11 protein-coding genes and 1 riboswitch are annotated in these 13,672 nt (G+C 43.9%); of the genes, 7 read left to right on the top strand and 4 right to left on the bottom strand.

Annotation, left to right across the window (positions count from 1 at the left end):
• Positions 1 to 30: 30 nt before the first annotated feature.
• Positions 31 to 2,361, bottom strand: a complete 2,331-nt coding sequence (locus AC59IL_RS03960; RefSeq protein WP_496550783.1) for a DUF5703 domain-containing protein — start codon at positions 2,359 to 2,361, stop codon at positions 31 to 33.
• Positions 2,362 to 2,571: 210 nt separating this feature from the next.
• Here AC59IL_RS03960 and AC59IL_RS03955 point away from each other — a divergent pair, with 210 nt between their 5' ends.
• Positions 2,572 to 3,480 carry an AraC family transcriptional regulator gene (locus AC59IL_RS03955; protein WP_496550782.1) on the top strand — a complete coding sequence of 303 codons (909 nt, stop codon included), beginning with the start codon at positions 2,572 to 2,574 and terminating at the stop codon, positions 3,478 to 3,480.
• A gap of 459 nt (positions 3,481 to 3,939) precedes the next feature.
• Here AC59IL_RS03955 and AC59IL_RS03950 read toward each other — a convergent pair whose 3' ends face one another.
• From AC59IL_RS03950 to AC59IL_RS03940, 3 genes are all read right to left on the bottom strand, one after another.
• The gene (locus AC59IL_RS03950) at positions 3,940 to 6,237 is read right to left on the bottom strand and encodes a TonB-dependent receptor (protein ID WP_496550781.1); all 2,298 of its coding nucleotides are present in this window, start codon (positions 6,235 to 6,237) and stop codon (positions 3,940 to 3,942) included.
• Positions 6,238 to 6,366: 129 nt separating this feature from the next.
• Positions 6,367 to 6,831, bottom strand: coding sequence for a hypothetical protein (locus tag AC59IL_RS03945; protein ID WP_496550780.1), 465 nt, complete (start codon positions 6,829 to 6,831; stop codon positions 6,367 to 6,369).
• Between the two features lie 169 nt (positions 6,832 to 7,000).
• Positions 7,001 to 7,834, bottom strand: coding sequence for a LamG domain-containing protein (locus AC59IL_RS03940; protein ID WP_496550779.1), 834 nt, complete (start codon positions 7,832 to 7,834; stop codon positions 7,001 to 7,003).
• 457 nt (positions 7,835 to 8,291) lie between these two features.
• Between AC59IL_RS03940 and AC59IL_RS03935 the strand changes: the two genes are divergently transcribed.
• The 6 genes from AC59IL_RS03935 (at position 8,292) to AC59IL_RS03910 (ending at position 13,616) form a co-directional block, all read left to right on the top strand.
• On the top strand, positions 8,292 to 8,906 hold the full coding sequence (locus AC59IL_RS03935; protein ID WP_496550778.1) for a hypothetical protein: 615 nt from the start codon (positions 8,292 to 8,294) through the stop codon (positions 8,904 to 8,906).
• 63 nt (positions 8,907 to 8,969) lie between these two features.
• A riboswitch (TPP riboswitch) is annotated at positions 8,970 to 9,063 on the top strand.
• Positions 9,064 to 9,125: 62 nt separating this feature from the next.
• Entirely contained in the window at positions 9,126 to 9,329 is a 204-nt protein-coding gene (thiS, locus tag AC59IL_RS03930; protein ID WP_496550777.1) for a sulfur carrier protein ThiS, read from the top strand.
• Positions 9,330 to 9,509: 180 nt separating this feature from the next.
• Complete coding sequence (gene thiC, locus AC59IL_RS03925) at positions 9,510 to 11,393, top strand: phosphomethylpyrimidine synthase ThiC (protein WP_496550776.1); 1,884 nt, start codon at positions 9,510 to 9,512, stop codon at positions 11,391 to 11,393.
• Between the two features lie 85 nt (positions 11,394 to 11,478).
• Entirely contained in the window at positions 11,479 to 12,099 is a 621-nt protein-coding gene (locus tag AC59IL_RS03920; protein WP_496550775.1) for a thiamine phosphate synthase, read from the top strand.
• 51 nt (positions 12,100 to 12,150) lie between these two features.
• Complete coding sequence (locus AC59IL_RS03915) at positions 12,151 to 12,939, top strand: hydroxymethylpyrimidine/phosphomethylpyrimidine kinase (RefSeq protein WP_496550774.1); 789 nt, start codon at positions 12,151 to 12,153, stop codon at positions 12,937 to 12,939.
• A 50-nt stretch (positions 12,940 to 12,989) separates the two neighbouring features.
• Positions 12,990 to 13,616, top strand: a complete 627-nt coding sequence (locus AC59IL_RS03910; protein ID WP_496550773.1) for a thiamine phosphate synthase — start codon at positions 12,990 to 12,992, stop codon at positions 13,614 to 13,616.
• The last annotated feature ends 56 nt before the right edge of the window (positions 13,617 to 13,672 follow it).

The following is a 13,672-nucleotide window of genomic DNA, read 5'->3' as shown; positions in this document are numbered from 1 at the left end:
ATAAAACTAATCTAACCAACCATCGGGCCATCAAAACATGTTCACTACGTCTTTTTTTCTTTCTTCCGGAACAACGATAACTGATTCTACCTTGCCATTTTTAACACTTGCTTCCACCGTGGTATTCCCGGGGGCATGTAATTTAAAATGTACATCCTGGTCTTTTGGCCAGGCAGGGAAAAGGTAGATGGTTTTGCCGTCGGCCTGCAGCAGCATTTCCTGTAAGCCGATCATTCCGCTGCCGCCCCAGTTGTGATCGGGCGTCCAGTCGAAACCCGGTCCCCAGAAAGCAGGAAAACGGCGGCCGCTGTTCTTTAATTTTTGTACGGTAAGCCGGGTCGCTTCACTAGTTAAACCCAGGCGGGCCGCAAAAATATTATCCTGTTTCCAGCCAACAGCGCTTCTGAATTTAACTACATCGGTGTCGTATTTAAAAGTGTTGATGGCGGTATCCAAACCGGGTTTGCCAATGCCAAACAGGCCCCAGGGAAAAACAGGGTATAATTGAGGCGCTTCCGTGTTGTTCACCCTTTCCCAAACACGGGCCGGCGCAATGGTGGTATGGTTTTGAAACTGCCTGAAACTAATGGGCGGTATGCGCGATGCCAGCAGCTGTAAACCGGTACGCGATGAGTCGCTCAAATAGTTCGATGGCAATTCGAGCAATCTTGTTACAATGGTTTTCAATGCGGCAATGGTGCTGGTTGCATTGTAGGTCATTTTATAGGTTTCGGCGGCGGAACCCGGATAAAGGACCAGGTGTCCGTTGCCATCGAGTGTTTTTCTGCCTCTTTTACCGGCGAGGTATTGGTAGTGCTCATTAAAAAAGCGCACGCAACTTTCGATAAACGGAATGTATTCGCTGATGTTATTGCCGGCATACCGTTCTGTTTCGAGCATCATTAAACAAAATTCAAGCACGGTATCCCATTCATATTCCAGCCAGGCATTGTATTCAACGCCTTTATCGGCATCGGCAGGGCGTTTCCATCCGTACTCGGTGCAATTGGGCAGTCCGAAATTTTCGAGCTGTTCGGCAAAGCAGGCGCCATTATGGTTCCAGTACAACCGGCTGCGCAGTTCGGCTGCCTTCAAACAACGTACATAAAAATCAAACTGGGGTTTCATTATATCGCAGTCGCCGCTCTTCAGCATGGGAAAATACACCAGCCGCTGGTTTTGTGCAGTATGAATACCGCCGCCCCAGTTGCGAAAGTCGGGTGTAAATCGTAATGAAGTGTCGATAAGCGATGGGTCATACGTGAACAGTCCGCCATTGAATTTGGTAGGATAATTTCCAAAGGCATTGCATCCGAGCATATAGCGAAACAACTGATAATTGCGGCCGGTTTGCCAAAGTACTGAACCGGTATCGGGCCGGTTGGGCTGTATATTGATATAGCTGCGTTGCCAGTATTGTTTCCACCAGTTACGGGTTTGCAGCCAGGCTGTTTTATTATTTTTAGCAGCATCGCTGATCACACGTTGCAAACCTGTTTGCCATTCCTGTACTGATGCGGTTTGTTCGGTATGCAAAAAAACGGTTATATGATGTTCGCGGGCGGGTTTTTTGCTTTGCATTTTCCACCCGGTAAAATCGGTATCGATATAAGTGCCGGTATACGTTCCGGCCGGTTGCATATTGCTTCCCTGCATGATACCGCCAAAAGTTAATTGGCTGAGCGGATTAAATAATTGGTCTTTTACCGGTTCAAGCCCCTGCTGTTTTACTGTTATATCAAAAATATTGGGTACATCGCTCCGGTTGCGATGATAAAACAACAGGTCGTTGCCTGAAAAATTAATATCATCTTTATATGTAATAACTTCCCCCTGGGGTGCCCATTTATATGAATTGGCGTTATTGGCCTTGCCGGAATTGATGCGGTTTTTATAACGCCAGTTTTCATAACCGGCTTCTGCAATTACCGGTTCGCCGGCGGTAATATCGATGTGTATAACGGGCCGGTATACATCAACCCATATTTTTATATTCGATTGCAAACGGTTGTTCTGTGCATCAATAGTTATATAACCTTCCTGTAATTTTAATTCCTGTTTAATGTACAATTTATCGAACGGATTGGGTGTTAGTTTAACACGTATCCGGCCTTGTTTTAATAATGCATTATTTTCATCGAAACTGCCGCTTTTTGCCATATACAGGAATAGTTCACCTTTTTCAACCCATACATTTAATCCTATATCGCCACCGCCACAGGGCATGGAGCCTGCTGCATCATTGCTTTGCGAGTTCCATATAACATTATAGTTTTCAGGTAGTACAGCCTGTGACCGTAAAAGCCGGGGAGCTATGATAGAAATAAAAAAGGTAACAATACATAAAACTTTTCTGTTCATGGCTGCGTATATAAGTTACAGATTGCAAGTTACAGGGCAACGGTCAATATGCAATAAGCAATATGCAATTGGCAATTATCGCTGCTAAAACTTTTTGCGTACAATGTGTGCGAACTCCTGATAATAACTCAACACTTATACCTTAGAACTTATGACTTAGAACTGAAAATGTAAGTATCTTGCACCAAACAGAAAGGCACTTAATAACCTATGAATGCAAAAAACAAAGAAGGGTCCCATAAAAATATATGGTATGGGATTGGCCGGCAGCGTATTGAAATACCCAAAACTGTACTGAAATTAAAAGTTCAGACGAACAGCCTGCTTAACCAGCTTTATGTATGCAGCCTCGGTTATTATCCCAATGCAAAAGGACATTATACATACCGTAAGAAAGGATTGCCCGAAAATTTTTTATTTTATTGTGTAGATGGATATGGATGGTACCAGATAGGTGATAAAAAATCAGAGGTTGGTCCCAATCAGTTTTTTATTCTGCCGCAAAACGTTGAGCATGCTTATGGCAGCGCCGATGATAATCCCTGGAGCATTTACTGGATACATTTTGGCGGTGACAATCTTCCCCAAATGAATGCATTGCAGGCGGTGCAAAAACATTTTAAGCCTTTTTATATAAAAAGCAGCGGAGAGATACTCACGCTTTTTTCGAGAATGTACAAGGCGCTTGAATTAGGATACAGTACCGATAACCTGATCTTTGCGAATATGTGCCTGCCTCATTTTTTAAGCTTGTTCATTTATAATTCAAAACATACTACGGTTAGTCCTAACGAAAAAATGGATTGCGTTGACAGCGCCATCCTGTACATGCAGGAGCACATCAATGAAAATATTTCGTTGCAGGAATTAAGCAGTCATTATAATTACTCTGCCTCGCGGTTCTCGAGTTTGTTCAAACAAAAAACCGGTTATGCGCCTATTGACTATTTCATTCAGATGAAAATGCAAAAGGCCAGTCAGCAACTCGATTTCAGCAGTAGTTCAGTGAAAGATATCGCTCTCAGCATGGGATTCGATGATCCCTATTATTTTTCAAAGCGTTTTAGAAAGATCATTGGGTTATCGCCCAAGCAGTACCGGTCGCAGAAGAAGGACTGAGCAAGTCGTAAGTAATAAGTCGTAAGTAATAAGTTGTCAATAGGGCGTAAGAGGTAAGAAGTATGAAGTATGAAGTAGGGAGTTGTCGCGGGTTCATCTACCTTCGCTCATTCTGCATCTTCGTTTTCTCTACCTTCCTCCGGGGCGGGATTAAGAAATATCGAATACTGAATGTCCAATAACAAATGTTGAAGTTGTTTCTACTTCAACATTCAACTTTTAATATTCAATATTCGATATTTATAGTGCCTTCGCGTCTCCGCCAAACCTTATTTTGATCTCCATCACAATATCAATCCCACAGCAATCATCACCACCTGCATGCCGGCCCGGAACATCGTGCTTATGTCTCTTAGCGTTTTGCCGCCTCAGTCCATAAAATGGTGTTTGTGAAAGAATGCAAATGAATAGCCTTCGGGTAAAACATCATACTGCTTACTTCAATTTTCGTCTCTTACCTTAATTAAGCCTTTGTCCAAATTTAACTGCTACACCTATAGTTATCTCACGCGGGTCTCCGAGGTTATAACTGAGTGTGCTACCCGATTTGCTGGCATAGGTTGAGTAATATACATTGGTAGCATTGAGCGCATTTGCCCATATTTCAAACTGCCTGATGGTATAACCGACGCGCAGGTTCAACAGATCATATCCGTTATATTTTTTGGTATTGGCGTTATCCATATAATACGAGCCGATGTGTTGCCATTCGGCGCCAAGGCGCAATCCTTTTACAAAAACGGGTTTCCAGGTTGCTTCGGCATTGGCAAGAAAACGCGGACCGCCGGCCAGCTCGTTGTTGTTGTAGGCGATGCCTTTTTCAATATAGTCAACAAAAGTATGTTTGCTGTTGGCGGCGCTGAATCGTAGCGACAGGCTGTTCACGGGTCTGTAAGTAATGCCGTATTCAATACCGGTATGTTTTGTTTTGCCGGCGTTTTGATTTTCGGTTGAACCATCGGCATTTTTTACACTGATGATTTCATTGGTGCCTTTTAGCAGGTACAGGCTCCAGTCGGCATACAATTTATTTTTAAGTAAAGAAAACCATCCGCCCACTTCATAGTTGAAAAACGTTTGCGGACCGAGGTAAGGCACTTTTACACCGGTATACAATTCACTGATTTGCGGAGGTACAAAACCTTCACTGTAATTGGCATACAAACCAGCTCCTTTGTAATTATAGGTAAAGCCTATTTTGGGTGAAAAACGTTTGAAGTTGTTTATCGAAGAAGGCGCCCCGGTGTAGGCCGATGGCGCCAGATCGTTTTGAAAATTATAGTGGTAATAATCGTACCGGAGCGCAGCGGTTATTTTCAATCCCTTTACCGGAGTAGCTTCGTAATGTATATATGAAGCGAGGTTAATGATGCCGGTTTTATAATGACTGAGCACCGAATCGGTGGTGGTATAACTAACATAATAGCCACGGCTATCGCGGTCGATGGCGATATAATTGCTGTTATATAACGAAGGACTATTATCGTACGAAACACCGGCAATCAATTTGCTGTTCAGGAAATTAAACGATTGCTGGTGCTGTGCAATAAGCATATACGTATTGAATGCGCTTTCATTGATTTCACCGGATGCAAGCAATGGATTGGTAGCCGAATTTTTTACCCGGTACGATGGATTCTGCTGCACCGAATTATCGCGGTATACAAATGATAGCTGGGTTGAACTATTGTCGTTCCACTGATGAAATAACTGCGACTTATACCGTATGGCCGGCACTTTGCGATAAGTAAATGTTTGCGGCGTACTGTAATCTTTGTTGGCAAAATGAATGCTGTCGAGCGAACCCAGCATATCGCTGTAATAGTTCACATATGTAATGTCATTCACCCATTTTGTTTTATCGCTAAAATTATAATCGCCGCGCACGGTAATGCCTGTTTTATGAAAATCGCTGTGATCAACAGGGCCGTTGTGGCGATTGGCATAATAGCCGCTGATCAGCAAGCCAAATTTGCCAAATGTATTGCCCACCTGCCAGTCGGTTCTTTTATAACCGGTATTGGTTGCCTGTGCGCTTACCTGAGCCGTTAATAAAGCTGGTGGCGCCTGTGTTATTACGTTTACTGCTCCACCAATAGCTTCTGCACCGTACAACGATGAGGCAGGGCCCTTGATGATCTCGATTTGCCGGGCGGCCGGCATATTCATTTCGAGCAAAGCATTGTGATTGTACAATCCGGTGGTGCGAATGGGAATGCCGTCTTCGAGATATAAAAAAAGACTTTTTGTGGTCATCGGCTGGCGGATGCTCATCTGGTGTTGCTCATTGCCGAGGTTCACCATATTTACACCGCTTACTTTATTTACCAGCTGATCGATGCGCGTAGCCCTGGTGTCTTCGATAGTTTGTTTGCTGATGGTGGCAATGGCAACCGGCGCCTCACTGCGTTTTTGAACGGTTCGGCTGGCGCTGATCACTACTTCCTGCAAATGATTATTGCCCGATTGTAAGGCAATCACATTTCGCTTTTGTTGCAGGGCAGCTACAAGGGTAACCGGTTCATAGCCTAAGTAAGATATCAATAATTCGCGGTTCGTATCTGTGAGTGGTAATGCAAATTCTCCGCCGGCATTGGTAATGGTTCCGTGATTGGTATTTTTAATTTGAACCGATGCATTGGCAATCGGTTCACGGGTAACGGCATCTATTACTTTTCCGATATAATTTATCTGTGAATAGGAAATGCAAGTTAATAATACAAAAACCGGTAGCAACACACATTTAATCGGGTTCATACAATAGAATTGGTACATGCATGATGTGTTATGTTGTGAATGATTGCATAACCTGGCGGGCTACTCATGCACAGCACATAACCATCATAGCATACGATGATTGAAGTTGGGAACTGAATAAAGATGAAATTAAGCGAAGGCGGAAGTCTGTGGCGGATGAAAAACCGAAGCAATTAATTTTTGTGTAACCGGTTCGGTATAGCGGGAAACATGTACCGGTTTTTCGTTCAATACTATAAAGCGGGTTTCTGTTTTCTTTTCGCTGTACAACAGCACTTCGAATTTAAAACCGCTGCCGCTGTTTAATGGCGTGTCCTGCGATTTTTCGTCTTTGTTAAGCTGTTTATTTAAATAGCAGGTACCGTGACAGCACGATTTGGGTTTGAATCTGTTCTCGCATTTGGTGGCGGCGATGGTTTTTTGGTTCATCCTGAAATTCAGGACGATCAGGCTTTTACTGAAGGTTTGCCCCAGTAAGCCTATCAAAAACACTATCGTCCACCATTTTTGCAATTCAACTGATTTCTCGCAAAGATAGTAGCTTAAACGATAAAAAAACAGGTAATTATCAGGGGGGCGCTTGACAATAGTCATGTGTGCAACTGCTGATTATCATAAGCATCACTACCAGCTGTAGGTACTTTTGTATTGCAAGAATAGTGTTTTACATTTAGCAAATGGTTTTAGTTTTAAACAGAAAGCCCGGAAGATAAACCAACAGGTTTTTTCTTTCGGACTTTCAGTTTTTGAGACTTCCTTACTATTAGAAAGCTCTCGTTCTTCCAACGTATAAATTCTTTACTGCCATGTAAGTGTCGGAAGTGGGTCCGGGCGAACCGCTCGATCCTTCCATTTGCATATTGATAATAATATACATGGGTTTGCCCACAAAGTTGGCGGTATGAACGGCTTTCCATACACCATCGACATAATAATGTATCTGTACATCGGTGGCCGATGTTTTAGTCATCCAGATGCGGTAATTATGCCAGCTTCCGGGCGATGATACATTGGTGATGGTTGAGGTAACATCGCTCGATGTGCGGAAGGTGTTCTGCCAGACATTACTATTGCCTTTGAACTCCATAATATCACTTTCGGGCGGCCAGCTGTTTACACCGGTAAGCCAGAATGCAGGCCAGGAGCCTGTTACGGAAGGCACCTGAAAATCGCCTTTGATCTCATAATTGGGGAACTGATCATTTACAAGCACCTGAAATTTGGCATTGATGGCGCCTGAATGATAGTGAATGGGCAGATGCGGTGTTGAACTGCTCGTGCCTTCGTCCCACGTAATGCGGGCGGCTTTAATGTGCAACACGCCCGATGCATCGAGATAAATGTGGTTGTGATCGGTTGAACTGCCATACATACGGGCGGTTCCGTTGTGGTCTGACCCCCAGGGGTACAGGTAATTCCAGTAGCTTTCGAAAGTGGCGTAGCTGCTGAAAGAATTGCTGATCACGGTTTCAAATGCTTCTTCACTGGCCGTTCTGCTGGTTGCAGAAACAGCGGAAGCATCAGTGACAGATTTTTTACATTGGGTAAACAGTAATACCAGTGTACATAACACCAGGCAAGGTTTGATTTTCTTCATATGGTTTATTTTGGTGAATCGTTTGGGCAATGGTGAATGGTCAATCGGTAATCGTGAAACGTAAAACGGCAAACGTGAAACGGCAAACGGCAAGGCGCTCTGCTCTTATTAACTTGTAAACCTTGTTAACTGGTTAACTTGTCAACTTGTAAACCAGTTAACTGATCAACCAGCAACCGAAAACTGATAGCCGGTAACAGGCACAAATAACCCATTCGATCATCCTAAGATAATAGAAAATACAAAGCCACAACTTTCCAGCAGCAAGAAAAGTGTCATTTGTACACCTGATAAGTAGTACATATGTTATCGTTTTTCGTTTCAGTGTTTTACAAATTAAAAACAATGGCTTGTTGAAAGAAGATATGACAGGTTTGAATGCCACCAGCAAAGAAAATCAACCAGCCCCCCGCTGTAGCAGAACCGGTTGGTAATTGATTTTAACTGGCGGCTATATATGGAAATAGCCGCCTGGCAGCATCTTATTAAGAAAATGCGGTCAATTCTATTCATACTTGCCAATCTGATTTTTGTAACAATGTCTGCACAAACGAATTCAAATAACAATTGTTACATTAATACCAACCCAAAAACAAAAGTTACCCGGCAAACTTATCCTTTTAATAAAGCTTATCGGATTCTGATAGTTAAATTCAAAGCTGTTGCAGTTCAGGGCAAACCAGATATTTTTAGTTGGGACTCGGTTTCATTAATTCCAAAAATTGGCAAAAACATTGATACATCCAGGTTTACAAAAAAATATGAGCTGACAAAAAATGATATAGATTCTTTGATTTCAATTGCAAATCAAAGGGGGAAAAGCAATCAGGTGAACGAAGGAAATATGACAGAGCCTTCAAATGCAATTCTGTTTATAAATAAAAACGCTCAAATTTTTGAATACAGTGTGATTTGTTTTACGCAATATGAAAATCTGATGGACTACACAGAGATTTCAGCTTCACCTTCAAAGGTTAATTTGGGCAGCAACTGGTGCTGTTATAAAGGACAAAAATTAGCTGACTTTTTTGTGAAACTGGGCGTTGATATTGTTATTACAAAGTGGTATTGAACTACGAACAATCTGTAAGGTCTTTCAGAAAAAATTTGATAATTCTATTTTTTCAATACCTTTACGATGCTTTAGGGGTGTCCATAAGCGGACTGAGATAATACCCTTTGAACCTGATGCAGTTCATACTGCCGAAGGGAAAAGTGAAAGGCTCTCTTTATTTCTTTCTCTTTATTCTCCTTTGTTTGCGTGTTCATTCCTGAAGTAAAAATTGTCAGCATGAACATCGTCATCAACCAGCAATCCAAAGACATACCAGATCAATGTTCGTTGCAGCAACTGCTCACAGAAGTACTTAACATTCCTGTGGCCGGGCTTGCTGTGGCGGTTGATCAAACGGTTATTCCGGGTAACGAGTGGCCTACATATATGTTACGCCCGGCCGATAAGGTAATGCTGATCAGGGCTACCCAGGGCGGATAGCTGCCTGTTGCCAGTTACCGGATACCGGTTGCCGGATACCTGTAACAGGTTACCGGTTGCAGGGTACAAGGCACAAGGAACAAGGTACATGGTGCAAGGTTCAAGGCACAGCTATTAAGTTCGGGTATTTCCTATTGCCTGCTGCCCATTCACTATTCACTTAAAAATATCATATACGATATGAAAAAAGAATCAATTCCTTCTCAAAACAAAATAACCTGCGATCCGTTCCCGGCTTCGCGGAAAATATATGTAAAAGGGCAATTGCATGATATTGCTGTTGCCATGCGTGAAATATCGCTGAACGATACCGCTCTGCATGGCAAGGGCGGCGCTACCGAAAAAAATACACCGGTTACGGTGTACGATACCAGTGGTGCGTATACCGATCCTAATATTGCCATCGATGTTAAAAGAGGATTGCCTGCCCTTCGTGAAAAATGGATAGCCGATCGTGGCGATACCGAACAACTGCAGCAGGTGTCGTCTTCGTATGGCCTTGAACGGTTGAAAGATGAAAAATTATCAGCCTTCAGGTTTGCGCATATTCGCAACCCGTTGCGTGCAAAAAGCGGCTACAATGTAAGCCAGATGCATTATGCCCGAAAAGGCATCATTACTCCTGAAATGGAATACATCGCCATTCGCGAAAACCAACGCTATGATTTGCTAAAAGAGCAATTGAACGGAAGTTATGCCACGCTTGCACAACAACATACCGGTCATAGTTTTGGCGCCAATACACCCAAAAATATCATTACGCCCGAATTTGTTCGACAAGAAGTTGCAGCAGGCCGCGCCATTATTCCCTGTAATATCAATCACCCCGAAAGTGAGCCCATGATCATCGGGCGCAATTTTCTGGTGAAGATAAACGCCAACATCGGCAACTCGGTAGTTACATCGAGCATTGAAGAAGAAGTGGAGAAAGCAGTATGGGCAACCCGCTGGGGCGCCGATACCATTATGGACCTGTCGACCGGTAAAAACATACATGAAACAAGAGAATGGATCCTGCGCAATTCGCCTGTGCCCATTGGTACGGTGCCTATTTACCAGGCATTGGAAAAAGTGAACGGTAAAGCTGAAGAACTGACCTGGGAATTATTCAGGGATACGCTGATAGAACAGGCTGAACAGGGTGTAGACTATTTCACCATACATGCAGGTGTGCTGTTACGTTATATTCCTTTAACAGCCCGCCGGGTTACCGGTATTGTAAGCCGCGGCGGCTCAATCATGGCCAAGTGGTGCCTCGCGCATCATAAAGAAAGCTTTTTATATACGCATTTTGAAGAAATATGCGAGATCATGAAAGCCTATGATGTGGCCTTTTCATTGGGCGATGGCTTACGCCCCGGAAGCATTGCCGATGCCAATGACGCCGCCCAGTTTGCCGAACTGGAAACATTGGGCGAGCTAACAAAAATAGCCTGGAAGCACGATGTGCAAACCATGATCGAAGGGCCCGGCCACGTGCCCATGCACATGATCAAAGAGAACATGGATAAACAATTACAACATTGCGGGGAAGCACCTTTTTATACACTCGGCCCACTCACTACCGACATTGCACCGGGCTATGATCATATTACATCGGCCATTGGCGCGGCCATGATCGGCTGGTTTGGTACTGCCATGTTATGCTACGTAACACCCAAAGAACATTTGGGTTTGCCCAATAAAAAAGATGTGAAAGACGGTGTGATCACCTATAAGATCGCTGCCCATGCGGCCGATCTGGCCAAAGGACACCCGGGTGCCCAGTACCGTGATAATGCCCTGAGCAAAGCGCGTTTCGAATTTCGCTGGGAAGATCAGTTTAACCTGTCGCTCGACCCAGATACAGCCAGAGAGTTTCATGATGAAACCCTGCCTGCCGATGGCGCCAAAGTTGCTCACTTCTGTTCTATGTGCGGACCCAACTTCTGTTCAATGAAAATAACACAGGATGTTCGACAGTATGCGGAAGAAAAAGGGTTGCAGGAAACAGATGCGTTGCAAAAAGGTATGGAGGAAAAGGCAAAGGAATTTGCTGCAAAGGGGAGCGAATTGTATCTGTAAGTTATGGAACCGTGCCACGGTTACCCAGTCAGCGCAACAGAACCGTGGCACGGCTATATTATAGGCACAGGAAGTATGAAGTAGAATGTTAATAGTTATATCATATCATGAGATGATTGCGGGGGAAGCACAGATCATAGAACAGCTTTTCAAAGAAGGGCTGGAGTGCTTTCACCTGCGTAAACCGGATGCATTGGAAAATGATATCCGGCAGTTGCTGCATGATATACCTTCCGAATACCATAACCGCATCGCCTTACACAGCTGCCATCAACTGGCCGGTGAGTTCGATATACAACGGTTGCATTTTACCGAACTGGCAAGGGAAAATGCTTTTGATGAAGGATGCACCACTTTGCACGCCTTCATCAAAAAAGGATACAGGCTAAGCACGTCGGTTCATAGTATTGATGCACTGCGCAGTTTGCCCTCAATTTTTTCCTATGCTTTCTTTGGACCTGTATTCAACAGCATTTCGAAAGAAAACTATAACGGTATAACGGATAAAGACTTTTTTGTGCATGATGGATATAAAACGGTACCCGTTATTGCATTGGGCGGAATCAATGCAGAGAATATCAGTAAAGTAATCGCTATGAATTTTGATGGGGCTGCAGTATTGGGTGCCTTGTGGACTAAACCAGAGAGAGCTGTGCAAACATTTAGATTATTAAAAATGAAGTGGCGCATTTTGTCATTAACTTAAACCGCCTAAAAAACGAAATAAACTTTTTAGCGCCTTTTGCGGGAGTGATTTATGCAAACACCACGACCATACGTATTATCCATTGCCGGCTTCGACCCAAGCGGCGGGGCAGGTGTGTTGGCCGATTGCAAAACATTTGAACAGCATGACGTGTACGGTTTTGGCGTTTGTGCTGCCTGGACGGTTCAAACCGATAATGAATTTTTTAATGTACACTGGTTAAGCGCCGAACAGATCATTGAACAACTTCGACCACTGGTGCGAAAATTTTCAATAGCTGCCTGTAAAGTAGGTATTGTTGAATCGCCCGACACCATGCTTGAAGTAATACGGTTTTTGAAACAACACCATCCCGCTATACGCATTGTGTGGGACCCGGTGTTAAAAGCAAGCGCCGGATACGAGTTTCATGCACCGGATGTTTTTCATAGCCTCGAAGCAATACTCGCATCGATCGATCTGGTAACACCCAATTACGATGAGCTGCAGCGATTGCAGACCATAACCAATTCGGCATTGATAAAAAAAGACAAACCGTTGTTTTGCGCCGTTTTATTAAAAGGCGGGCACCGGCCCGATGCACGCGGAACCGATACATTATTTGAACAGGCAGGCAGTACAGTTATTCCGGCCGGTGTTGAAAATGTGTATCCCAAGCATGGTTCCGGCTGTGTATTGTCGGCCGCTGTAACAGCCCGGCTGGCACAGGGAAATTCTTTGCAACAGGCCTGTACATTGGCCAAACAATATGTTGAATCGTTTTTAAACAGTAATACGTCGCTGTTGGGCTATCATGCAGTAGACAATAGGCACTTGGCTGTTGACGAAGCAAGCTCCTGACTGATTACTGCTAACCTGAAACAAGGGCTTTTTTTAAATAATTGAAAAATATGTTAGACAGACTTTATTATATTTCACAACAAACAAAAACAAAAACACACACTACGGCTGTTCGCGAAGTACTCGAGGCTGGTTGCCGGCTGGTACAGTTACGTATAAAGAACCAGTCAGAAGCAGAAGTGATTCAACAGGCAACCGCTGTTAAAGCATTGTGCGATCATTATGAAGCCAAACTGGTCATCAACGATTATCCGCATGTGGCTAAAGAGGTAGGCGCCTGGGGCATTCATGTGGGGCTCGACGATATGCCTGTTGCCGCAGTTCGTTCAATAACCGGTAAGCAAATGATTGTAGGCGGAACCGCCAATACATTTGAACATATTCAGCAAAGAGCCGATGAGGGAGTTGACTACATCGGACTGGGGCCGTATCGCTTTACCACCACCAAAGAAAAATTAAGTCCGGTTTTGGGGCTCGAAGGCTTTCAGCGAATAATGGATAAGGTTAGGGCTGCAAATATTCAATTGCCCATTGTGGCCATCGGCGGCATATTGCCCGAAGATGTGCCCGGCTTGTTCGCTACGGGCATACACAGCATAGCCATTTCCGGAGCTATTACCAATGCTGATAATAAAAAGGAAATCATTGAAAAGTTTAAAGGGTGTGGATTGGTTTAAGTACTGAAATCAGGTTGCCGGTTACCTGTTGTCAGTTACCGGGAACCGGAAACCGG

The sequence above is a fragment of the Niastella sp. sgz303648 genome (assembly GCF_059587045.1).
The sequence above is the reverse complement of the archived record's forward strand: the minus strand, read 5'-3'. Positions and strand labels throughout refer to the sequence as shown.